The sequence below is a fragment of the Stenotrophomonas chelatiphaga genome (assembly GCF_032054965.1).
Lineage (GTDB): Bacteria > Pseudomonadota > Gammaproteobacteria > Xanthomonadales > Xanthomonadaceae > Stenotrophomonas > Stenotrophomonas chelatiphaga.
The window spans coordinates 1-23,363 of sequence record NZ_DAMBRS010000010.1 but is presented as its reverse complement, the minus strand read 5'-3'; the positions used below and the strand labels follow the sequence as shown (position 1 = coordinate 23,363).

Here is a 23,363-nt window from a genome sequence, read left to right as displayed (position 1 = left end):
CGGCGGTCGGCTATGCTGTGGGCATGCGTGTTGAACCTGCCGACATCGAAGCCCTGTTCGACGCCATTCCGGACGTGCTGTTCTTCATGAAGGACCGCGAGGGGCGTTACACCCACATCAACCAGACCATGCTGCGCCGGCTCGGGTTGAAATCGCGCAAGGACGTGATCGGTCGGACGGCGGCGGAAATCTATCCCACCGGCTTGAGCGCGGACTACGCCGACCAGGATGCCCGGGTGATCGCCGGGGCGGTGATCGAAAACCTGATGGAACTGCACCTGTTCGCCAACCGGGAACCGGGCTGGTGCCTGACCTGCAAGCGTCCGTTGGTCGTGGAAGGAGAGATCAAGGGGCTGATCGGCATTTCACGCGACCTGGGGCAGAAGCACAGCCTGGGCGCGCAGTACGAGCACCTGCGACTGGCGCTGGCCCACCTCAATGCGCATTACGCCGAGAACGTGCGCATGCAGACCCTGCTGGACATCACCGGGTTCTCGCTGTCCAAACTGGAGCGCAGCTTCCGCAAGGTGTTCCAGATGACCCCGCAGCAGGTACTTACCCGGTTGCGTATCCAGATGGCCATGCATCTGCTGCATGGCAACGACAGCATCGCCAGCATCGGCCAGGCCTGCGGCTTCAGCGACCAGAGCGCGTTCACCCGCAAGTTCAAGGCGGAGGCGGGGCTTTCCCCACGCGCCTACCGGGCGCGCATCTCCGAACTGGCAGGCGGCTGAGCCGGCAGGCCATCCGGCCTATCCCACCGGCGCGCCGGACAAGGTAATGTGACGGCCTTGTTGCCGCACACAGTGTCCTTCGATGCCTGCCAACCCGACGCCTGCCGCTCCTGCTTCGACCCCCCGCCTTGGGCATGCGCTCAAGCCCCGCCAGCTGATCATGATGGGGCTGGGCAGTGCCATCGGCGCCGGGTTGTTCCTCGGCTCCGGGGTTGGCGTGCAGCTGGCCGGCCCGGCCGTGCTGCTGTCCTACCTGGTCGCCGGTGCGCTGGTGATCATCGTGATGAACGCGCTGGGCGAAATGGCGGCCAACAAGCCGACCAGCGGGGCGTTTTCGGTGTATGCCGCCGACGCCCTGGGCCCGACCGCCGGTGCCACCGTCGGCTGGCTGTGGTGGGTGCAGCTGGTGATCGTGATCGCCGCCGAAGCGGTAGGCGCGGCCGGCCTGCTGGCGACAGTATGGACCGGCCTGTCGGTGCCGATGGCGGCCTTGGCGTTCATGCTGTTCTTCACCGCCATCAACCTGCTGGGGGTGAAGAATTTCGGTGAGTTCGAGTTCTGGTTCGCGATCCTCAAGGTGGCCGCGATCCTTGGCTTCATCGCCATCGGTGCGGCGCTGCTGCTGGGCTGGTTGCCGGATGCGACCTCACCGGGCCTGTCCAACTTCACCGGCAATGGCGGCTTTGCCCCGACCGGCCTGGCCGGCGTCGGCGCGGCGCTGCTGGTGGTGATCTTCGCCTTCGGCGGCACCGAGATCGTAGCGGTCGCCGCGGCTGAAACCGAGGACCCCGAGCGCAGCATCGCGCGCGCGATCCGTACCGTGGCATGGCGTATCCTGGTGTTCTACATCGGTTCGCTGAGCGTCATCATCGCGGTGGTGCCGTGGACCAGCGAGGCGTTGAAATCGCCGTTCGCTGCCGTGCTGGAAGCGGCCAATATCCCCGGCGCCGGGACCGCCATCACGCTGGTTGCGGTGATCGCGCTGCTGTCCGCACTCAACGCCAATCTATATGGCGCTTCGCGGATGATCTTCTCGCTGGCACAGCGCCGCGAGGCGCCTGCCGTGCTCGGCTGGGCCGACCGTCGCCAGGTGCCGGTGCTGGCTGTGCTGGCCAGCGTGCTGTTCGGCTTCGCCGCTACGGTGATGGAGCTGGTGTTCCCGGACAGGGTGCTGCCGGTGCTGCTGAACATCGTCGGTTCCACCTGCCTGCTGGTGTGGACGTTGTCGCTGCTGTCGCAGCTCGTGCTGCGTCGGCGGGCGGACCGCGCCGGGGTGGCGCTGCCGTTCCGGATGGCTGCTTTCCCCTGGTTGACGGCGCTGGCGCTGGCCATCCTGGCCCTGATCTTCGCGCTGCTGCTGTACGGCGACCAGACCCGCCTGCAGTTCCTGTCGATGGTGGTCCTGACCCTGTTCATCGCCGGCTGCAGCGCCGCTGCGCGGCGTCTGCGCAGCCACGCAGGCTGAGCGGCGGTGAAGGCGTAGCGGTCCAGACCGCTACGCACCGAGGGACGCTGTCAGTCACGGCGGTCCATGCTGGCTGAGCCATTGTCATCGCCACCGCTCATCAGGCACAGAGCGAGTTTCGCCGTACAGGTGAAGATGCTCTGGGTGATGATGCAGGCGGCGTATTGCACTCCGCAGTCGACGACGCCGCGCTGGTCGGCGGTGTCCTGCGCAAGGGCGGCCGGCGCGGCAAGCAGCCCGCTGAGCAGGGCGATGGCGGGAAGTGATCTGATGCGTTTCATGGAATGGCTCCACTGGTGACGAGAGACTCCCTGCGCTGCAGGAAGGGGACGTGCCCCGATTGATGCGGGGCCGTTCCGGGCTGTCGCGCCGGAACGTGCCAGCATCGTCCCGCTGCCGTCGCATCAAACCCATCAGGGAATCAGGAGCGCAGCCGTCAGGGGCCTGCGTGCTTCTTTGTCGTCGTTCTTCATGATGGCCATGGTGGAGACCTGTCCATCAACCACAAGGCCCGCTTGCGCGGGCCTTGTGGTTGACCATCGGCTGCCCGGGAAGGCAGGTCAGGCGTCGACTTCGTCATCCTTGTATGCATCGACCGGGATGCAGGCGCACATCACGTTCTTGTCGCCGTACACATTGTCCACGCGGGCTACCGGCGGCCAGTACTTGGACTGCTTCAGGCTGGCCAGCGGGAACGCCGCCAGTTCGCGCGGGTAGGCGTGGGTCCACTCGCTGGCGGTCACCGCGGTGGCCGTGTGCGGTGCGTTCTTCAGCGGGTTGTCCTCGCGCTCCAGGCGGCCATCTTCGATGGCAGCGATCTCTTCGCGGATCTGGATCATCGCGTCGATGAAGCGGTCCAGCTCGTGCTGGGATTCGCTTTCGGTCGGCTCCACCATCAACGTGCCGGCGACCGGGAAGCTGAGCGTCGGGGCGTGGAAACCGAAGTCGATCAGGCGCTTGGCGATGTCTTCGGCACCGATGCCGCTGGTCTTTTCCAGCGGACGCACGTCCAGGATGCACTCATGCGCCACCAGCCCGTTGCGGCCGGTGTACAGGGTCTTGAAGTGCGGGGCCAGGCGGGTGGCGATGTAGTTGGCGTTGAGCAGGGCGACCTGGGTTGCCTTGCGCAGGCCTTCGCTGCCCATCAGCGTGATGTACATCCAGCTGATCGGCAGGATCGACGCGCTGCCGAACGAGGCCGCCGAAACCATCCCGACATCGCCTTCGCCACCGAGCACGCGCGGCAGGAACGGGGCCAGGTGCGACTTCACCGCGCAGGGACCCACGCCGGGACCGCCGCCGCCGTGCGGGATGCAGAAGGTCTTGTGCAGGTTCAGGTGCGACACGTCCGAGCCCCACTTGCCGGGCTTGGCCACGCCGACCAGGGCGTTCATGTTGGCACCGTCGGTGTACACCTGGCCGCCGTGCTGGTGGATGATCTCGCAGATCTCCACGATCTCTTCTTCGAACACGCCGTGCGTGGACGGGTAGGTGACCATCAGCGCGGCAAGGCGGTCGCTGTACTTTTCCGCGTTGCGTCGGATGTCTTCGACATCGACGTTGCCGTTGGCGTCGGTCTTGGTCACCACGACCTTCATGCCGCACATCTGCGCCGACGCCGGGTTGGTGCCGTGGGCCGAATCGGGGATCAGGCAGATATCGCGATGGTCATCGCCGCGCGAACGGTGATAGGCGCGGATCGCCAGCAGGCCGGCGTATTCGCCCTGCGCGCCGGAATTGGGCTGCAGGCTCACCGCGTCGTAGCCGGTGCATTCCACCAGCATTGCTTCCAGGCCTTCGATCAGCGCCTTGTAGCCCACGGCCTGGTCGGCCGGCACCAGGGGATGGATGTTGCCGAACTCCGGCCAGGTCACCGGAATCATCTCGGCGGTGGCGTTGAGCTTCATCGTGCACGAGCCCAGCGGGATCATCGTGCGGTCCATCGCCAGGTCCTTGTCGGCCAGCGAACGCAGGTAGCGCAGCAGTTCGTGCTCGCTGTGGTGGGTGTTGAACACCGGGTGGGTCAGGAAGTCGCTGCGGCGCACCAGGTCGGCCGGGATCGCGTCGGCGGTGCTGCCGTCCAGCGCATCCACGTCGGCCTGCGCACCGAACACGGCGGCCAGCGCGACCACGTCCTCGCGGGTGGCGGTCTCGTCCAGGCTGATGCTGACCGAGCTGCTGTCGATGGCACGCAGGTTGTAACCGGCCGCGCGTGCAGCCTGGTGGATCGCGGCGGCATCGATGCCGGTCACGTGCAGCGTATCGAAGAAGTCGCTGCCGACGGCAACGCCGTTGCTGCGCAGGGCCGCGGCCAGGATCGCCGCCAGGCGGTGGGTGCGGCGGGCGATGCGGGTCAGACCGTCCGGGCCGTGGTACACCGCATACATCGAGGCCATCACCGCCAGCAGCACCTGTGCGGTGCAGATGTTGGAGGTGGCCTTCTCGCGGCGGATGTGCTGCTCGCGGGTCTGCAGGGTGAGGCGGTAGGCGGGGTTGCCCTGGGCGTCGATGGAAACGCCGATCAGGCGGCCCGGCATCGAACGCTTGTAGGCATCGCGGCAGGCCATGAAGGCCGCATGCGGACCGCCGAAGCCGAACGGCACGCCGAAGCGCTGGCTGTTGCCGACCACGATGTCCGCGCCCCATTCGCCGGGGGCGGCCAGCAGGGTCAGTGCCAGCAGGTCGGTGGCCACGGCGACCAGGCCGCCGCGCGCATGCACGGCATCCACCAGCGCCTTGTGGTCAGCGACCTGGCCGAAGGTGTCCGGGTACTGCAGCAGCAGGCCGAACGCCTCCGCTTCCAGTGCTTCAGCCGGGGTGCCGACGCGCAGCACGATGCCCAGGGGCTCGGCGCGGGTGCGCAGCAGTTCCAGCGTCTGCGGATGCACCGCGTCGTGCACGAAGAAGGTGTCCGACTTCGACTTGGCCGAACGCTTGGCCAGGGTCATCGCCTCGGCGGCGGCGGTGGCTTCGTCCAGCAGCGAGGCGTTGGCGATTTCCATGCCGGTCAGGTCGGCGCACAGGGTCTGGAAGTTGATCAGCGCTTCCATGCGGCCCTGCGAGATCTCGGCCTGGTACGGGGTGTAGGCGGTGTACCACGCCGGATTTTCCAGGATGTTGCGCAGGATGACGTTCGGCGTGTGGGTGCCGTAGTAGCCCTGTCCGATGAAGCTGCGCAGCACGGTGTTCTGGTCGGCGATGGCGCGGATCTTGGCCAGTGCCTGCACTTCGGTGATCGATTCGGGCAGCGCCAGCGGCGCCGGCGACTTGATCCGGGCCGGCACGATGGCATCGGTCAGCGCATCCAGCGAGGCATGGCCGACCACGCCGAGCATCTGCGCGATCTCCGCGTCGTTGGGGCCGATGTGGCGCTCGACGAACGCGTTGTGGTGTTCAAGCTCGCGCAACGAAGGGGTGTTCTGGGACATGGCGAAGGATCCGTCGGGAAAGGGCACGCACGTGGGCAGGCTGCCGATCAGCAGCCCGCGGGGCGCCCCTCTGTCCTTTTGCCTGAGAGTTTGGAAGCGCGCGTGTGCGCGGCTTCGTGCCCCTTCGGCGCCGGATCGAACCGGTCTCTCCAGAGTTTTGATGCGGGTGGTCACGGGCCTGAGCGATTACGGGCGTTTGCGCCTTCGGCAGCGGTGTCCTGCTTCTCCCACCTTGTTGCCCGCCGATTATAGCGGCCCGCGTGGAAGCCGGGGGAGCGGCAGCCCGCTAGACCCCGCTGAATGCGTCACGACCTACCGGACGGATTCGGCCCGGATCGCATGGTATTGGGGCGGCCAACGGCCTATCATGGCGCCACTCTCGTATTCATCCGGCGCCATCTTCCTGTCCTGCCTGGACCGGGTCGGGCGCCTGCCGTGCATGGCCTGCGCGGCTCCTCCGGACGCTCCCATGACTGCCGCCTCGCCTTCGACCCGCCGTCTGGCCCTGTTGCTCGCAGGCCTGGCGATGTTCGGCCCGTTCTCCATCGACACCATTTTCCCGGCGTTCCCGCAGTTGGCGCAGCGGCTCGGGGTGGACGAAGTGGCGGTGCAGCAGACCGTCAGTGTCTACCTGCTGTTCTATGGCCTGATGAGCCTGGCGCACGGCCCCCTGTCCGATGCCTGGGGACGCAAGCGGGTCATCCTCGGCGGCCTGGTGGTGTTCGTGGGCGCCTCGGTCGGCTGTGCCCTGTCCACCGACCTGACCACGCTGCTGATGTTCCGCGCGCTGCAGGGCCTGTCGGCCGGCGTCGGCATGATCGTCGGCCGCGCGGTGATCCGTGACCTGTACCACGGCCACGATGCGCAGCGGTTGATGAGCCAGGTGTCGATGATCTTCGGCATCGCGCCGGCCATCGCGCCGATCATCGGCGGCTGGATCCTGCTCAGCGGTGCCGGCTGGCCACTGATCTTCTGGTTCCTGGTGGTGTTCTCGCTGCTGCTGCTGGTGGCCACCGCGCGTTTCCTGCCGGAAACCCATCCGGTCGCCGCGCGCACGCCGTTGTCGCCGCGCGGACTGGTGCGTGACTACCTGCGCATCGGCTCCAATCCTCGCTTCATGCGGCTGGCGCTGGCCGGCAGCATCAACTTCGGCGGCATCTTCCTGTACATCGCCTCCGCGCCGATGTTCGTGATGCAGCACCTGCGGCTGGGCGAGGGCGGATTCGCCTGGTTGTTCATCCCGACCATCGGCGGCATGACGGCCGGTTCGTTCCTGTCCGGGCGCATGGCCGGCCGCACCACGCCGACCCGCCAGGTCAGCATCGGCTTCATCTGCTGCGCGGTCTCCGCCGTGCTGAACATCGCCTACGTGGCCACCGCGCCGCAGCTTGCGCTGCCCTGGGCGGTGCTGCCGATCTTCATCGGTGGCCTGGGCATGGCGCTGATCTTCCCGATCCTGGCGCTGGCGGTGCTGGACATGTACCCGCACCAGCGCGGGCTGGCGTCGTCGTTGCAGGCCTTCCTGCAGCTGATGGTCAGCACCCTGGTGGCCGGGCTGGTGTCGCCGCTGCTGAGCCATTCGCCGCTGCAGCTGGCCCTGGGCCAGGCGGCATTCTTCGCCGTGGGCTTCGTGTTCTGGTACTGGGAACACCGGCGCGAGCGCGACCAAGAGGCACTGCGGGTGGCCGCAGGCGGCCCGCCGTGAAGCAGGTCCGCGCGTGGCGTGCGGTATCCTTGCCACCCCGATTGCCCGTACTCCCCTGATGTCGACCACCTCCAAACTGCGCCGTGACATCCGCCGGCGCCGCGAAACCCAGGCCGCCAACCGCGAAGCCGCGCAGGCCTCGCCGGTCGAGCCGCACGCCGAACTGCGTGACCAGCAGCGCACGCTGCTGGCCGGCGTGGTGCGACGCGATGGTGAATGGGTGCTGGGCATGGATGGCCGCATCGCCGGCCAGAGTGAAAGCGCCGCCCAGGTGCTGGCCTTGATCATGCAGGCCGGCGAACTGCACGAACGCAAGGGCACGCCGGTGCGCCTGGTGTATTCGGATGCGCTGCGCGATGCCGCGCAGGCCGAGGCCAATGCGCAGGGGCTCAGTTTCGATGAGTTCAAGGACGCGCTGGCAGCGAAGATGGCCGCCGGCAAGGCCAACTGACCCCGCTTGATCGCGCCGGGCGATGCCCGGCGTTGCATGACGTCCGAAGGTGGCGCCGGGCCATGCCCGACGCCACCGGATGATCAGCGCTTTGCAGGCGCTGCCGGTGCTGCCGGCGCTGCGGCGCTGGCCTGCCAACCGCAGACCTGGCCCTGGTTCTGCTCCTTCAGCCAGGCGTTGACCGGGGTGAAGTATTCGATCATCGGGCCGGCATCGAGCTTGTCACCGCCGGTGAGCTCCTTCAGCGTGGCCTGCCACGGCTGGCTGGCGCCCTTGCTCAGCATCGACCAGAACTTCTGCCCGGCTTCCTTGTTGCCGTAGAAGCTGCATTCGTGCAGCGGTCCCTTGTAGCCGGACGCATCGCACAGGCCCTTGTAGAACTGGAACTGCAGGATGCGCGCCAGGAAGTAGCGGGTGTACGGCGTGTTGCCCGGCACGTGGTACTTGGCGCCCGGATCGAAGAACTCTTCACCGCGCGTGGTCGGCGGGGCCACGCCCTGGTAGCGCGCCTTCAGGTCCCACCAGGCCTTGTTGTAGTTGTCCGGGGTGATCGAGCCGTCGAACACGCCCCAGCGCCAGCGGTCGATCATCAGGCCGAACGGCAGGAAGGCCACGCCGGACAGCGCCATGCGCATCTGGTTGTTGATCACCGCTTCGCGGCTTTCTTCCGGCTTGTCGACCAGGCCGATGGAGTTCAGGTACTTGGGCGTCATCGCCAGCACGATGGTGTCGCCGATCGCTTCATGGAAGCCATCGTTGGCACCGCCCTGGAACAGCGGGGGCAGCGGGTTGTAGGCCAGGTCGTAATAGATGTGGCCGAGCTCGTGGTAGATCGTGGTGAAGTTCTCTTCGTTCGGCTTGATGCACATCTTGGTGCGCACGTCGCCTTCCATGTTCATGTCCCAGGCGCTGGCATGGCAGACCACGTCGCGGTCCTGCGGCTTGATGAACTGGGTGTTCTCCCAGTACGACTTCGGCAGCGCCGGCATGCCCAGCGACACGTAGAAGTCCTGCGCGCGTTCGGTCATCTGCCGCGCGGTGCGCAGTTCGGCTTCACGCTGCGCCTTGTACAGGCTTTCCACGTTGGCGTTGCTGCCGGCCTTGGCCAGCGCGCCGCTGAGGTTGACCTGGTACTGCTTTTCCAGCGCAGCGGTGATGTCCAGGCTGCCGGCACCGGGATACGGCTGCAGCTGGTCCCACAGGTTGGACCAGTCCTGCTGCCACATGTTGCCGGTCAGGTGGGCGGCGATCAGGCCGTTGCCCACTTCGGCCTTGTCCTTGCCATAGGTGGCGTCGAGCTTGCCGCGGGCGTAGCAGTGCAGCTGCTCGTACATCGGCTTGACCTGTTCCCACAGGCGATCGGTTTCCGGGCCGATCTGCTCCGGCGGCATGTCATAGCCACTGCGCCACATCTGCCCGGCATCGGCGAAGCCCAGCCCCTTGGCACCTTCGTTCACCAGGCCGACGAACTGCTGGTAGTCGCCCCGCATGTTCTTGGTGGTGCCGTGCCAGCCCTGCCACGCATCCAGCTGCTGGTCGTAGTCGCGGCTGCTGGACAGCACCTGTTCCAGGTCGCCGAGCTGGCGGCAGGAGTTCGGATCATTGGCGTCGGTGCAGTACTTGCCGGCGCCATAGCTGCCTTCCATGCGGGTGGCGATCTGGGTCAGCTGCGCCAGCTTGGCCGGGTCGCGCGGGGCCGGCATCGACGACATCAGCTTGAGCAGCTGCAGCGCGCGCTTGCTGTCGTCGGACATCGGCTGGCCTTCGAACTTGGCCGCCTGTTCGATCCAGCTGTTGAGCTGGGTCAGCGAGCGTTCGTTGGCCTTGGCCGCCACGCGTTCGGAATCGCCGTTGATGTAGGTCGACGACAGCCACTGCGCCGAGGTCATCTCCGGGTACGCGGCCTTGTATTCGGCGTTGATGCGGGCCACGAACTGGTCGGCGGTTTCGCCAGCCGGCGCCGTTGCGGTCGCGGTGTCGGTGCCCGGGGTGGGCTCCTTCTTGCAGGCGGCCAGCGACAGCGTGGCGGCGGCGATTGCCGACGCCAACAGGAGATGACGGTGTTTCACGGGTGGTCCTTGGGTGGTGAACGACCGCTGAAGGCTAGTGGCCCGGGCCCGCTGCCGCAAGGGGCAGTGCAATGAAGGGCACTACGGGGCGGGACGACGCACGCCGATCAGCCTTCGCAGCGGGCGAACAGGTCGTGCTGCGGATCGTACAGCGCGGTGCGCACCTGCATCAGGCCCAGCACGGAGGAGAACAGCGCATCGTGGTCGGTGCGCTGGCCGGCACGCTCGCGCAGGCAGGCCAGGTCCAGCCTGCGGTCGCGCACGAACTGCGGTGAGAACCACATCGTCATCGGCACATGGGTCTGCTCCTGCGGTGCGATCGCGTAGGGCACCCCGTGCAGGAACAGGCCTTTCTCTCCCAGCGATTCGCCATGGTCTGAGACATAGATCATCGCGGTGTCGTAGTCCTCCATCCCCTGCAGGAGCCCGATCGCCTGGGCCAGTACATGGTCGGTGTACAGCAGCGCGTTGTCGTAGCTGTTGGCGATCTGGGCACGCGTGCAACGTCCGAGGTCAGCGGTATCGCAGGTAGGCGTGAAGCGGCGGAAGCGCGGCGGATAGCGTTCAAAATAAGCTGGCCCGTGGTTGCCCAGCTGATGCAGCACGATGACCCGGTCACCGGGTTTCGCGCGGGCCTGTGCCGGCAGGTCCTGCAGCAGGATCTCATCCATGCAGCGACCGTCGACGCACAGCCCCGGCGTGGTGGCATCGGTCAGCGACTGCAATGGCAGTCCATCGCAGACGCCTTTGCAGCCGGACTGGTTGTCACGCCACAGCGTCGCGATGCCGGCATGGTCCAGCACATGCAGCAGCGACTGGTGCGCACGTATTTTCTTCTCGTCGTAGTCGCGGCGTCCCCACGGGGAGAACATGCAGGGCAGCGATACTTCGGTGCTGGTGCCACAGGAATGCATGTCGGGGAAGTTGATCACCGGTTTCTGCGCCAGCTCCGGGGTGGTCTCACGCGTGCCGCCATTGAGCCCCCAGTCCTGCGCACGCGCGGTTTCGCCGATGACGACCAGCAGCAGGCGTGGCCTGCTTCCCGCCACGCGGGGCATTGCCTGGGCATCGGTGCCGATCGGCAACTTGGGCGCGCGCTGCACCGGGTTGTCGCCACGCAGGGCGCGCGGCAGTCCCAGCAGGACATTGGCGGGCGTGGCCAGGTAGCGCACTTCGCGCTGATTGCGCATCAACGCGGAGATTTCCTGGAACGACAGCAGCGCACCGCCGAGTGCCACGCTGGCGGCGAGCAGCAGGAAGCCGGCGCGCCACAGCAGGGTGCCGGGCCAGCGCCGCTGCGCCCACTGCACCCGCCACAGCGCGATCACCGGCAGCATGCCGATCAGCAACGGCCCGGCCAGCGAGGCGGTGAGCAGCTCGCGGCTTTCGCGGCGGTCGGTTGCCAGCACGTTGCGCAGCATGTCCGCATCCAGGTAGATGTGGTAACGGCTCATGTAGTGCGAAGCCAGCGTGGTCAGCAGGATCAGCAGGCTGACCACGGCCTTGCCGTTCCAGCGCCAGACCAGCAGACCCAGCAGGAAGGCGTGGGTCCCGAGCAGCAGCAGCAGCAGCGACACGGCATAGCGGATGCTGCCGGGGTGGGTGGCCATTGCGCTGGACCAGAACAGCCCATTGCCTGCGACGGCGAAGTACAGGCTGGCAAGCGCGATCAGCGCCTCGCTGGAGATCAGCGGGCGCCACTGCAGCCAAGCCATGGCCGGCAGCCGTACGCCGCGTGCGACGGTGGCATTCATGCGCGCGCCCCCGCTGCGTGCCCGGCCCGACGCGGCAGGCGGGAACGCGCCAGCGCATACAGGCCCAGCGAGAGCAGCCAGCAGACGCTCAGCGTGGCCAGGTCGTGCGACATGAAATGCGCGCCGCGAAGCTGCTGGGCAAGCCCCAGCGCTATGCCGGCAAGCAGGCCGACGGCAAGCCCGCGCCAGCGCCAGGCCGGTCGCCACAGCAGCGCGAAGAAATACAGGCTGACCCATGCGTAACCCGCACTGGCCTGGCCGGCAGGGAAGCAGGCGGCGGCGGGCAGGGCGGCGGGCCGCGCCTGCAGAAGGCCGACGAACGGACGCTGTCCGCCATAGCGCAGCAGGTCCCACGGGCAGTCCATGTGGGTCAGCGATTTCAGCAGCGATACCGCGCCGGTGCCCAGTGCAATGGCCAGGACGAGATACAGAAGCGCCCAGCGCAGGTGGCGATTGCTGCCGTAGCGCCACTGGTGGAAACACAGCACCAGGACCAGCAACGTTGCGGTGGCGCTGAGCCATTTGCCGCCCGTGTGCATCAGGACGGTGGTGGCCCACGCATCGCGCAGCAGCCAGTGCTGGCCTTCGAGCGCGAAGACGCGGTCGGCGATCCACTGGTCGCCGCCCAGCACCAGCGCGCTGAAAATCAGGGCGGCAGCGATCAACGGCAGCCACAGGTGACGTGCAGTGAATCCGCTGCCTGCGATCTGCCGAATGCGTGGGAGCGGATATCCGGGAACAGCGATGCGGTGCATGCACAAGGCCTTTGGAGGATCCGCGGCCATGCTAGGTAGCGCGATGTCGGAGAAAAATCGGAGCGATGTTCGGCTTCGGTTAAACCGGACCGCGCCGCCGCGCTGGCTCAGTCTTCAGCGTCGCTTGCCCCGCGCGCCGCTGCGTGGCACGTGCGGGACCACGCCGTTCCCGGTACCAGCTGCCATCGATTGCCGTTGGACATGCCGATGTCGATGATCTGCGCGGTATCCACGCAGGGGCTGATCGCCGCATCCAGCACCAGCAGCCAGCGTGTCTGTGGCGCAGCAGCGATCCATTGGCCGGCGTCCTGCCATTGCAGGTCCCACGGACGCTTGAAGCCGAACTCGCGGACCGGTCGGTCGGCTTGCAGCAGGTTCTGTTCGCGCCAGGCCAGCAGGCCCAGTTCGGCCTGTGGCCCGATCCGTGCGCCTGCACGCTGCATCAGGGCCGAAGCGGAAGCGTAAGGGTCCATCGCGGGCAGCAGCACGGCGCCGTACACGCACCACAGCAACGCATGGGTCACCAGCACCAGTGCGCCGGCGTGGCGTTGCCGCAGCCATGCTGATAGCCCCAGTACGGCGGTTCCCAGGACCAGCAGGCCTGCCCCCAGAACGGGCAACAGGCTGGTCGGCATCGCGCGTCGCTCGACTTGCGCTACGGCCCATGGCGCGGCGTACACCAACAGGGCCCCGACGGTGATCGCCAGCAGCCCCAGCGCGATGCTGTAGCCCAGCAGGTAGCGGCGCACACCGGTCCGGCGCAGCAGGCCGGGCAACAGCGGGGCACTGGCCAGCGCAAGCGCCGGCAGCATCGGCAGCAGGTAGACCTCGCGCTTGCCGGGGCTGAGGGTGAAGAACAGCAGCACCAGCACGGCCCAGCCCAGCAGCAGCCAGAGGCGTGCATCGGTGCGACGCAACCGCCGCCACCACGGCCGCAGCAGCCAGGGCAGCAGCAGGCTGCCGGGCAGCCACAGCGTGAGCATCACCTGCAGGTAGTACCAAGCGGGTTGCACGTGGTGCCAGGCATGGGCGTAACGGGTGGCCGTCTGCTTGAACAGGAGTTCATGCGCATACGCCTGCAGGGCAGGGTCGGGCTGGCGCAGCAGCGCCCAACCCAGCGGCGCCAGCCAGACCGCAGTGCCGAGCAGGAAGGACGGCAGCAGCCAGGCCAGCGTGGAGGGGGCGGGGCCCGGCGCCACGTGGCCGCGCAGCCGCCGGTAACCGGACCGCCACGCCAACCACGGCAGCACGACCAGCAGGGGCAGGAAGCCGACCCCCTTGGTGACCGTGCCCACGCCAGCGGCGATGCCGGCCAACCAGAGCGCCGGCAGGTTGCGGCGTTCGCACAGGTGCCGCAGCAGGCCCCACAACGACAGCGTGGTCATCGCTACCAGCACCATGTCAATCTGCGCGCGCTTGGCCATCAGGCCGAACTGCAGGCTGCAGAACAGGGCCGCCATGGCATGGGGCGCCACCCGCGGCGACCACAGCCGACGTGCCAGGTCGGCCACCAGCCACAGGCTGAGCAGGGCGGCCAGCAGGGAAGGCAGCAGGAAGCTTCCCTTCCAGTCCAGCACCTGCTGTGTCGCTGCCTGCATCCACATGTACACCGGTGGCTTTTCGGCGTAGAACTCGCTGCCCCGGTGTGGCACCAGCCACTGGCTGGAGTCCAGCATGGCGCGCGCGGCCAGCACGAAGCGGGGCTCGTCCGGCGGCTGCGGCAGGCGCATGCCGATGCCGGCTGCCAGTGCGATCACTACCAGCAGCCACAGCAGGGGCAGGCGCCAGCGCGCACGAGGGAAGGAAGGCGGGGACAAGGGGGGGGGGGCGCATCCGGGCAAAGCCGGACTATCCATCCGGGCACGTGGGAAATTCGTCGGAAGCGCGGGGGGCACGGGATTCCGACATCGGCGGCGCTACCATGCAGGGAACTACGGGATGGATACGCCCATGCGTCTGCTGGTGATCGAGGACAATCGGCAACTGGTCGCCAATCTGTTCGACTATTTCGAGTCGCGCGGGCACGTGCTGGACGTTGCGCCCGATGGAATCACCGGCCTGCACTTGGCCACCACGCAGCTCTACGATGCGCTGATCCTGGACTGGATGCTGCCGCGCATGGAGGGCCCGGAAGTCCTTCGTCGCCTGCGCGCCGAACATGCCTCGGAAGTGCCGGTGATCATGCTCACGGCCCGCGACGAACTGCCCGACAAGATCGCCGGTTTCCGCGCAGGCGCCGATGATTACCTGACCAAGCCCTTCGCATTGCCCGAACTGGAAGTGCGGCTGGATGCGCTGCTGCTGCGTGCGCAGGGACGCAATCCACGCAAGCGCCTGCAGGTGGCCGACCTGGTGCTGGACCTTTCCACGTTGGAAGCCCAGCGCGCAGGGCAGGTGCTGCACCTGTACCCGGCCTGCCGCAAGCTGCTGGAAGTGCTGATGCGCGCCAGTCCGGCTGCCGTCACCCGCCAGCAGCTGGAGTTCGCGTTGTGGGGCGATGAACCGCCGGACGGCGACCTGCTGCGATCGCATGTGTACGAACTGCGCCGCAGCGTGGACGGACCGTTCGCGCGCAAGCTGGTGCATACCCTGCCGCGGGTCGGCTACCGCTTGGCCGTGCAGGAAGGAGAGATGATCGATGGCCGCTAGGCCGGCGCCGCTGTACCGGCGCGTACTGGGCTGGTTGCTGACCTACCTTGCACTGATTTCGCTGGCGGTGTTCGGCGTGGGCAACAACGTGCATGAACATGCCGAGCACGCGGCGTGGCGCGCGCTGCTGAACTCCGAACTGGACAGCATCATCCTGCACAGCGAGCGCGACCCGCAGTACCGATGGCAGGATTCGGACACGCTGAGCCTGTACCGGCTGGACCAGGCCAGCACGCCGGCAACCCTGCGCGGCCTGCATCCCGGGCTGCATGACGGCATCCCGATCGGCGAACGCAAGGCGGCGGTGATGGTGCGGCAGACGGAAACCATGGGCCGGCTGGCACTCGCGCTGGATATTTCCGATTTCGAAGCGCTGGAACAGTTCGCCACGCGCTGGGTGCTGCTGGCCGGGCTGGTCATGGTGATCGTCACCGTGGTGATGGCGCGGCTGGGCATGCAGCGGGTGGTGCGCCCGCTGAGCCTGCTGGCAGGCGACATCGGCGCGCTGAAACCGGGGGCGCCGGGGCAGCGCATCAGGGTGGATCCGCGTGGCAGCGCCGAGCTCCATACCATCGCCAATTCTCTCAACGACTACCTTGCGCGCAACGAGCAGTTCGTCGAGCGCGAACGGGTTTTCATCAGCACCGCCAGCCACGAGCTGCGCACCCCGGTGGCGGTGATCACCGGCGCAGCGGAGCTGGCGCTGGAGCAACCGGGTCTGCCCGAGCGCGCACGCCAGCAGATGCAGCGCGTGCAGCGCACGGCAGAGGACGTGGAGGAGCTGATCGAACTGCTGCTGGTCCTGGCCCGTGATCCGGCGCGGCTGGCCGCGCGCGCCGAGCGCATCGCACTGGCCCCGTTGTTGCTGCAGATCATCGAAGACCATCGTCACCTGCTGGGGGACAAGGACCTGACCGTGGGCCTGCAGGCCGCGCCGGTGGATGTGGTCGCGCCGCTGGCGGTGGTGCAGGCGGCGATCGGCAACCTGCTGCGCAATGCCATCGAGAACAGTGGACGTGGCAGCATCCAGCTGGAACTGACCTCGGCCGGCGTGCTGACCCTGCGTGACCCCGGACACGGCATGAGTCCGGAGGAGATCGCCGCCATCCACGCGCGCATGGCACGCGGGCTGCGCAACGAACACGGCGGCATCGGCCTGGAACTGGTGGCACGCCTGTGCGAGCACCTGGGGTGGACGCTGCATTTTGAACCGGTACAGCCGCGTGGCACCCTGGCTACCCTGGATGTCAGCGCCTCGCGCTCAGGGTGAAGGGCGCGGCACGTGCTGGTCGATCAGGATCACGTTGCCATCGGGATCGCTGAGCATCACGTGCGCCGGCCCGTTACCGTCGTGATCGGCGCGCGTGCTCAGGGGGACGCCGCTGGCATCCAGCTGGGCCTGCAACTGGCGGATGTCGGTGAAGCCGGGCAGCGGCTTGGCCTGCTGGTCCCAGCCCGGGTTGAAGGTCAGCCAGTTGCCTTCGAACATTCCCTTGAACAGCCCGACCACGGTGTTGGCGTTGCGCAGCACCAGCCAGTTCTGGGCGGCATCGCCACCGGTCACGCTGAAGCCCAGCGCCTCATAGAACGCACGTGACGCATCAAGGTCTTTCACTGAAAGGCTGATGGAGAAAGCACCGAGTTCCATGGACGTGCTCCTGGCGGGTTTCCGGGGGATTTCCGGCGGATTCTGCGCAGCGGCGAAGGACCGGGCAAGCCGCGCTGCGGCATGCGGCCGGGCAGGGCCGATGGTAAGCTCGGCGGGTGCCGCCTCCTGCGGCATTTTTTTCGCCCGTCACTTTTCGATCGACAGAGGACTGCATGCCGACCGAACCCGCTACCGCCCTGATCTCCAGCGACATCGTCGGCCTGGGGCTCATCGCCGCCACCCTTGCGCTCATTTTCTGGGCGGCCAGTGGCCCCACGCCTTTGTTGAAGAAGATATTCGCCTGGGTTCCGGCGTTGCTGCTGTGTTACTTCATCCCGGCCATCTACAACACCGCCGGCCTGATCGATGGGCATGCCACCGCGCTGTACAACCCGGTGGCGCGCGACGTGTTGCTGCCCGCAGCGCTGGTGCTGCTGACGCTGTCCATCGACCTCAAGGGCATCGTCAAGCTGGGCCCGAAGCTGCTGGTGGTGTTCTGCGCCGGTACCGCCGGGGTGATGCTCGGTGCGATCGTGTCCTTCCAGGTGATGAAGCTGATCCATCCTGAAACCGTGTCCGGTGATACCTGGGCGGGCATGGCCGCGCTGGCCGGCAGCTGGATCGGCGGCGGTGCCAACATGGTGGCGATGCGCGAAATCTTCGGCACCGATGCCACCACCTTCGGCCAGTTCGCGGTGGTCGACGTGGCCTGTGCCAGCCTGTGGATGGCGATCCTGCTGTTCCTGGCCAACCGCTCGCAGCAGATCGATGCCCGCAACGGCGCCGACACCCGCGCCATCGATGAGATGAAGGCGCGCATCAGCGCCTATGAGGCGCAGAACGCGCGCATTCCCAGCCTGACCGATCTGATGGTCATCGTGGGCGTGGCGCTGGGCGGGGTGGGGCTGGCGCATGCCATCGCCGCGCCGCTGGCGGCCTGGTTCAAGGCCAACGTCGGCTGGTCCAGCCAGTTCAGCCTGGACAGCCAGTTCGTCTGGGTGGTGTTGTTCTCCACCGCACTGGGCCTGGCGTTGAGCTTTACCCGCGCGCGCCAGCTGGAATCGGCCGGTGCCTCGCGGCTGGGGACGGTGTTCCTGTACTTCCTGATCGCCTGCATCGGCATGCAGATGGACCTGCTGTCGCTGCTGGATCGTCCGTGGTTGTTCCTGCTCGGCCTGATCTGGATGGCGACCCACGTGCTGGTGCTGTGGATCGTGGCCAAGCTGATGCGTGCGCCGTTGTTCTTCTTCGGCGTCGGCTCGATGGGCAACATCGGTGCGGCAGCGTCGGCACCGGTGGTGGCTGCGGCCTTCCACCCGTCGCTGGCGCCGGTCGGCGTGCTGCTCGGAACGGTGGGCTATGCGACCGGTACCGGCCTTGCGTATGTCACCGGGCTGATCCTGAAGGCGATGGCCGGGGCATGAAAAAACGGCGGGGCCCAAGCCCCGCCGTTTTTGTCTGACTCAGCAGCAGCGTCCGCCGTTCCTGCCGCCGTACCGCGCTTCCTGGCGCTCGCGGAAGAACGTCTTGTAGTCCATCGGCGTGCGGTCGGGATGGTTCTCCAGCACATGCCGGACGTAGTTGTCGTAGTCCGGGATGCCGCAGCACAGCCGCGCGGTCTGCACCAGGCGCCGCCAGATGCGGCGATGGGCCTGGTGCTGGCCGACCGGTACCAGTTCGGTACTCATCACAGGTCCGCCATCTGGTGCGGCAGCAGCTTCACGTACTCTGTTTCCTTGTCCGTGCGCTGCGGCGTGCGGCGTGCGGCGGCGATGGTCTTCAGTGCATAGAACAGGATCGAGAAGACCACCAGCAGGAACAGCACGGTCAGCGTGGTGTTGACGTAGGCGTTGACCACGATCTGCTGCATCTGGCCGACGGTCTTGGCCGGTGCGGTGATGGTGCCGCTGGCGATGGCATCCTGGAACTTGTGGGCCTGGGCCAGGAAGCCCTGCGCCGGGTTGCTGTCGAAGATCTTGATCAGGCCGGCGTAGGTGGTGCAGATCAGCAGCCACACCGCAGGCACCGCGGTGACCCAGGCGTAGCGGTCACGCTTCATCTTGAACAGCACCACGGTGCCCAGCATCAGCGCGATACCGGCCAGCATCTGGTTGGAGATGCCGAACAGCGGCCACAGGGTCTGGATGCCACCGAACGGATCGACCACGCCGGAATACAGCAGGTAACCCCACAGCGCCACGCAGCCGGCGGTGGCGAGGATGTTGGCCGACCAGGACTCGGTCTTCTTCAACGCCGGGATGAAGTTGCCCAGCAGGTCCTGCAGCATGAAGCGACCGGCACGGGTACCGGCATCGACCGCGGTCAGGATGAACAGGGCTTCGAACAGGATGGCGAAGTGGTACCAGAACGCCATCATCGCATCGCCCGCACTGGGGATCGCTTCGTGCAGGATCATCGCGATGCCGACGGCCAGGGTCGGCGCGCCACCTGCGCGGTGCAGGATGGTCGGCTCGCCGATGGCCACCGCGGTCGCTTCCAGCTGCTCCGGGGTGATGGTGAAGCCCCAGTTGGTGGTGATGTAGTGCGCCGCCGATACCGCATCGGCGCCGATCACCGAGGCCGGGCTGTTCATGGCGAAGTAGATGCCGGGTTCGATGATCGAGGCCGCGACCAGTGCCATCACTGCGACGAAGGATTCCATCAACATGCCGCCGTAGCCGATGTAGCGCGCGTGCGCTTCATTGGCCAGCAGCTTGGGCGTGGTGCCCGAGGCAATCAGCGCATGGAAGCCGGACACCGCGCCGCAGGCGATGGTGATGAACAGGAACGGGAACATCCCGCCCTTCCACACCGGGCCGTCGCCACTGGCGGCGAACTGGGTCAGCGCGGGCATCTTCAGTTCGGGCATGACGATCAGGATGCCGACCGCCAGCGCGATGATGGTGCCGATCTTGAGGAAGGTGGACAGGTAGTCACGCGGTGCCAGCAGCAGCCACACCGGCAGCACCGATGCCACGAATCCGTAGCCGATCAGCATCCAGGTGATCTGCTTGGCGGTGAAGGTGAAGGCCGGGCCCCAGACCGGATCGGCCGCGACGATGCCGCCGAACCAGATGGAACCCAGCAGCAGGATCAGGCCGACCACCGAGATCTCGCCAATCTTGCCGGGGCGGATGTAGCGCATGTACACGCCCATGAAGATCGCGATGGGCATCGTGGCGATCACCGTGAACATGCCCCACGGGCTTTCCGCCAGCGCCTTGACCACCACCATCGCCAACACGGCCAGGATGATGATCATGATCAGGAACGCACCGAACAGGGCGATGGTGCCCGGAACCGGCCCCATTTCCTCGCGCACCAGGTCACCCAGCGAGCGGCCGTTGCGGCGGCTGGACAGCACCAGGATCATGAAGTCCTGCACCGCACCGGCCAACACCACGCCGACCACCAGCCACAACAGGCCGGGCAGGTAGCCCATCTGCGCGGCCAGCACCGGGCCGACCAGCGGGCCGGCACCGGCGATGGCGGCGAAATGGTGGCCGAACAGGACGTGCTTGTTGGTCGGGACGTAGTCCAGGCCATCGTTGTTGAGCACTGCCGGGGTGGCCCGCGTGGGGTCCAGCTGCAGCACCTTGCTGGCCACGAACAGGCCGTAGAAACGGTACGCGATCAGGTAGATGGAGACCGCGGCGACCACGATCCACAAGGCGTTGATGGGTTCACCGCGGCGCAGCGCCACGGTGCCCAGACAGAATGCGCCGAGCAGTGCGAGCAGTGCCCAGCCCAGCTTTGAGAAGCCTTTCATGAGGTGAACTCTCCCTTAAGAACATCACAAGGGTCCGCCTTGCCCCGTGTCGGGTCAATGCAGACAGGGTGTTTCCCAGCTAGTACTTTGGTCGTAACGCGGTCACGGCACCTCCCCGGCCGTGGCAGGCACCGCTGGAACAATGGGTTGCGGTGCGAGGGCTTGGCGCTGCCCGCGACAGCCGCCATCTTGCGGGTAGACACTTTGCTGGAGTTTCCATGAGCACCCAGACCGCGGCACGCGTGCTGCGCACCATTGAAGGCTCGCCCACCTCCGACGGCGCCGGCGTGCGCCTGACCCGCGTGATCGGCGGCTCCGCGCTGCCGGACCTGGATCCGTTCCTGCTGCTGGATGAATTCGGTACCGACAAGGCCGAGGATTACCTGGCCGGCTTCCCCAGCCATCCGCATCGCGGCTTCGAGACGGTCACCTACATGCTCGACGGGCGCATGCGGCACAAGGACAACCATGGCAACGAAGGCCTGCTTACCCCGGGCAGCGTGCAGTGGATGACCGCGGGTCGTGGGCTGGTGCATTCAGAAATGCCCGAGCAGGAAAGTGGCCGCATGCGCGGCTTCCAGCTGTGGGTGAACCTGCCCGCGCGCGACAAGATGATCGCGCCGAAGTACCAGGAGTTCGCCCCGGAACGCATCCCGCAGGTCACCCCGGTGGCCGGCGTGACGGTCAAGATCATCGCCGGCGAGGTCGACGGCACACCCGGGCCGATCGCGCAGCCGGCGACCGATCCGGTGTATCTGGACATCACCCTGGACGCTGGCGCGGCGTGGGACTACGTGCTGCCGGATGGCCACAACGTGTTCGCGTATGTGTTCGAAGGCGATCTGCAGGTTGGCGCCGGCGACGATGCGCGGCCGGTGGCGGCGCAGCAGATGGCGGTGCTGGGCGGAGGCAATGCGTTGCACCTCGCCGCTGGCAGCGCCGGTGCACGGCTGATCCTGGTCGCAGGCCGTCCGCTGCGTGAGCCGGTGATGCGGCACGGGCCGTTCGTCATGAACACCCGGCAGGAACTGATGCAGGCCTTCGTGGATTTCCAGGAAGGCCGTTTCTGAGGCCACCGTGGCGTTGGGCCGGTCATCCACCGGCCCCGCCCACAGGGGGCGCATGATCAGCGACCGGCGGCCACGGCTGCCGGATTGAGGTTCATGCTGCGGATCATCTGCTGCAGGCCGGCGCGCTCTTCGCTGTCGCCGGGATACAGCGCCAACTGTGCATAGCGGTTCTTGTCGATCTTCACCACGCTGACGCGGCGGTCGGCGAAGCCCGGGGGTTCCTGGCCGCCGAGGTCAGGCAGGTACCAGTAGAGCTCCTCGCCGGCGAAGCTGTCCTTTTCCTGGCGCAACGCGCGCGGGAAGCGCAGCTCCGGATCGCTGCCGGTCAGCATCAGGCTGAGGACTTCGCGGCCGTCGCTGGTGGTCGCGCGGCACACCAGGAAATCGCCGGTGGCCTGCTCCTGCCACTGCAGGTTGCTGGCAGCCGGCAGCGACGGGCACTTGGGTGCGCTTTGCGCGTGGGCGCTCATGGCAGTGGCGCACAGGCACAGCAGTAAGGCAGCAGAGACGATTTTCATGCAGTTCCCCCAGAGGCGTTCAAGTCGACGGCACCGCCAGCGGCGGGCCGGCGTGGTCGCCGTTGCGACCTGGCATCCATCCCCGGATGCCGCGTCGGCCCGCCAGCCCAGCTGGCGGGTATTCCTTGACCTTAACGGAACGTGAGCAAGTGCACAAATCGCGGTTTCATCGGTAACCAAATTCCACGGACCGGTGGGCCGTAGCGGGCCGGGAAGATCCTGCCAGCCAGCCTGACGGCTCAGTGACGCGCAGGCCGTCGGCTCACTTCGCCGGCAGCGGGATGAATTCCGTTGCGTCGCCCGGGATGCTGCCGAAGCGTCCGTTTGCCCAATCGTCCTTGGCCTGCTCGATGCGCTCCTGGGAACTGGAGACGAAGTTCCACCACAGATGGCGCGGTGCATCCAGCGGCTCGCCGCCCATCAGCATCGCCTTGACCGGCGTCTTCGCGCGCAGCCGGCCGCGGGCGCCATCGGCCGGGATGATCAGGTGCTGGGCGGGCACGTCGACGCCGTCCAGCTGCGCCTGGCCGTCGAGGATGTACAGCGAGCGTTCGCGGTGGCCGGTATCGATGTCGATCTCCGCATCCGGGTCCAGGTCGATGGCCACGTTGAGGGTGTCGGCGAACACCTTGACCGGGGATTCCTCGCCGTAGGCGCGGCCGGCGATCACCCGCAGCCAGGCGCCATTGCGGCGTTGCTGGGGCAGGGTGGCGGCGCTGTGGTGGTGGAAGGCCGGTTCGACTTCCTCGTACTGCCTGGGCAGTGCGATCCAGGTCTGCATGCCATGCAGCGGATGGCCGTGCTCGCGTTCCGGCGGGGGCGTGCGTTCGGAGTGCGAAATGCCACGACCGGCGGTCATCCAGTTGACGTCGCCGGGGCGGATCACCTGGTCCGAACCGAGGCTGTCGCGGTGGCCGATGGCGCCGGACCACAGGAAGGTCACCGTGGCCAGGCCGATGTGCGGATGCGGACGCACGTCGATGCCGGTGCCGGGATTGAGCAGGGCCGGGCCCATCTGGTCGACGAACACGAACGGACCGACGCTGCGGGCCTGCAGCGTCGGCACGGCACGGCGGACTTCCAGACCGCCGATGTCGTGCACGCGGGGGGCGATGAGGGTGGTCATGCGGGCGATCTCGCTGGCGGGGACAGGGGCGCAGGATCGCATGCGCGGTGTGCGGGCACATGCCCCGGATGGGCAACAGGCTGTTGCGCGGTGCGAACGGGTGAGACCCCTTCGTGGGCGGCGGCTTACAGTTGGCTACGTGCTTGGGGCCGGGCGGTGGGGCTGGTCGGGGGACGGCAGAAGCTGCATCCATGCGGGCCTCGTTTCGCGCCATCCATGGCG

At 67.2% G+C, this 23,363-nt stretch carries 19 protein-coding genes and 1 riboswitch; of the genes, 8 read left to right on the top strand and 11 right to left on the bottom strand.

Annotation, left to right across the window (positions count from 1 at the left end; all coding sequences use genetic code 11):
- Positions 1–23: 23 nt before the first annotated feature.
- Both RTX79_RS12880 and RTX79_RS12875 read left to right on the top strand, forming a co-directional pair.
- On the top strand, positions 24–734 hold the full coding sequence (locus RTX79_RS12880) for an AraC family transcriptional regulator (RefSeq protein ID WP_057509354.1): 711 nt from the start codon (positions 24–26) through the stop codon (positions 732–734).
- An 82-nt stretch (positions 735–816) separates the two neighbouring features.
- Entirely contained in the window at positions 817–2,199 is a 1,383-nt protein-coding gene (locus RTX79_RS12875; protein WP_312684116.1) for an amino acid permease, read from the top strand.
- Between the two features lie 50 nt (positions 2,200–2,249).
- Here RTX79_RS12875 and RTX79_RS12870 read toward each other — a convergent pair whose 3' ends face one another.
- A complete protein-coding gene (locus tag RTX79_RS12870; protein WP_312684114.1) occupies positions 2,250–2,480 on the bottom strand; it encodes a hypothetical protein in 231 nt (76 codons plus the stop codon).
- 279 nt (positions 2,481–2,759) lie between these two features.
- The gene (gene gcvP / locus RTX79_RS12865; RefSeq protein ID WP_312684111.1) at positions 2,760–5,627 is read right to left on the bottom strand and encodes an aminomethyl-transferring glycine dehydrogenase; all 2,868 of its coding nucleotides are present in this window, start codon (positions 5,625–5,627) and stop codon (positions 2,760–2,762) included.
- A gap of 60 nt (positions 5,628–5,687) precedes the next feature.
- Positions 5,688–5,790: riboswitch (glycine riboswitch) on the bottom strand.
- A 306-nt stretch (positions 5,791–6,096) separates the two neighbouring features.
- On the opposite strand from gcvP, the gene RTX79_RS12860 reads away from it, so the two are divergent.
- Both RTX79_RS12860 and RTX79_RS12855 read left to right on the top strand, forming a co-directional pair.
- On the top strand, positions 6,097–7,332 hold the full coding sequence (locus tag RTX79_RS12860) for a multidrug effflux MFS transporter (RefSeq protein WP_057509139.1): 1,236 nt from the start codon (positions 6,097–6,099) through the stop codon (positions 7,330–7,332).
- A 58-nt stretch (positions 7,333–7,390) separates the two neighbouring features.
- Positions 7,391–7,783, top strand: a complete 393-nt coding sequence (locus tag RTX79_RS12855; protein WP_057509140.1) for a hypothetical protein — start codon at positions 7,391–7,393, stop codon at positions 7,781–7,783.
- A gap of 83 nt (positions 7,784–7,866) precedes the next feature.
- On the opposite strand, the gene RTX79_RS12850 is transcribed toward RTX79_RS12855, so the two are convergent.
- The 4 genes from RTX79_RS12850 to RTX79_RS12835 form a co-directional block, all read right to left on the bottom strand.
- Positions 7,867–9,852, bottom strand: a complete 1,986-nt coding sequence (locus RTX79_RS12850; RefSeq protein WP_312684110.1) for a M2 family metallopeptidase — start codon at positions 9,850–9,852, stop codon at positions 7,867–7,869.
- A gap of 107 nt (positions 9,853–9,959) precedes the next feature.
- The gene (locus tag RTX79_RS12845) at positions 9,960–11,606 is read right to left on the bottom strand and encodes a phosphoethanolamine transferase (protein ID WP_312684109.1); all 1,647 of its coding nucleotides are present in this window, start codon (positions 11,604–11,606) and stop codon (positions 9,960–9,962) included.
- Entirely contained in the window at positions 11,603–12,361 is a 759-nt protein-coding gene (locus RTX79_RS12840) for a phosphatase PAP2 family protein (protein ID WP_428696007.1), read from the bottom strand. Before RTX79_RS12840 ends, RTX79_RS12845 begins: the two co-directional genes overlap by 4 nt.
- Positions 12,362–12,468: 107 nt before the next feature.
- The gene (locus tag RTX79_RS12835) at positions 12,469–14,217 is read right to left on the bottom strand and encodes an ArnT family glycosyltransferase (RefSeq protein WP_428696006.1); all 1,749 of its coding nucleotides are present in this window, start codon (positions 14,215–14,217) and stop codon (positions 12,469–12,471) included.
- 94 nt (positions 14,218–14,311) lie between these two features.
- Between RTX79_RS12835 and RTX79_RS12830 the strand changes: the two genes are divergently transcribed.
- Positions 14,312–15,010: a response regulator transcription factor gene (locus RTX79_RS12830; protein ID WP_309689793.1), complete on the top strand. Its 699-nt coding sequence runs from the start codon at positions 14,312–14,314 to the stop codon at positions 15,008–15,010.
- A complete protein-coding gene (locus RTX79_RS12825; protein WP_312684108.1) occupies positions 15,000–16,280 on the top strand; it encodes a sensor histidine kinase in 1,281 nt (426 codons plus the stop codon). The genes RTX79_RS12830 and RTX79_RS12825 overlap by 11 nt, the downstream gene beginning before the upstream one ends.
- On the opposite strand, the gene RTX79_RS12820 is transcribed toward RTX79_RS12825, so the two are convergent.
- The gene (locus RTX79_RS12820; RefSeq protein ID WP_312684106.1) at positions 16,272–16,658 is read right to left on the bottom strand and encodes a VOC family protein; all 387 of its coding nucleotides are present in this window, start codon (positions 16,656–16,658) and stop codon (positions 16,272–16,274) included. The genes RTX79_RS12825 and RTX79_RS12820 overlap by 9 nt on opposite strands.
- Positions 16,659–16,831: 173 nt before the next feature.
- On the opposite strand from RTX79_RS12820, the gene RTX79_RS12815 reads away from it, so the two are divergent.
- The gene (locus tag RTX79_RS12815) at positions 16,832–18,082 is read left to right on the top strand and encodes a DUF819 domain-containing protein (protein WP_309687156.1); all 1,251 of its coding nucleotides are present in this window, start codon (positions 16,832–16,834) and stop codon (positions 18,080–18,082) included.
- A 39-nt stretch (positions 18,083–18,121) separates the two neighbouring features.
- Here the strand turns inward: RTX79_RS12815 and RTX79_RS12810 are convergent, their stop codons facing one another.
- Complete coding sequence (locus tag RTX79_RS12810; protein ID WP_057509146.1) at positions 18,122–18,346, bottom strand: YbdD/YjiX family protein; 225 nt, start codon at positions 18,344–18,346, stop codon at positions 18,122–18,124.
- The gene (locus RTX79_RS12805) at positions 18,346–20,427 is read right to left on the bottom strand and encodes a carbon starvation CstA family protein (protein ID WP_057509147.1); all 2,082 of its coding nucleotides are present in this window, start codon (positions 20,425–20,427) and stop codon (positions 18,346–18,348) included. The genes RTX79_RS12810 and RTX79_RS12805 overlap by 1 nt, the downstream gene beginning before the upstream one ends.
- A 218-nt stretch (positions 20,428–20,645) precedes the next feature.
- Here RTX79_RS12805 and RTX79_RS12800 point away from each other — a divergent pair, with 218 nt between their 5' ends.
- Positions 20,646–21,497 carry a pirin family protein gene (locus RTX79_RS12800; protein ID WP_312684102.1) on the top strand — a complete coding sequence of 284 codons (852 nt, stop codon included), beginning with the start codon at positions 20,646–20,648 and terminating at the stop codon, positions 21,495–21,497.
- 56 nt (positions 21,498–21,553) lie between these two features.
- On the opposite strand, the gene RTX79_RS12795 is transcribed toward RTX79_RS12800, so the two are convergent.
- Positions 21,554–22,015, bottom strand: coding sequence for a hypothetical protein (locus tag RTX79_RS12795; RefSeq protein ID WP_312684101.1), 462 nt, complete (start codon positions 22,013–22,015; stop codon positions 21,554–21,556).
- 262 nt (positions 22,016–22,277) lie between these two features.
- On the bottom strand, positions 22,278–23,141 hold the full coding sequence (locus tag RTX79_RS12790) for a pirin family protein (protein WP_312684100.1): 864 nt from the start codon (positions 23,139–23,141) through the stop codon (positions 22,278–22,280).
- Between the last annotated feature and the right edge of the window lie 222 nt (positions 23,142–23,363).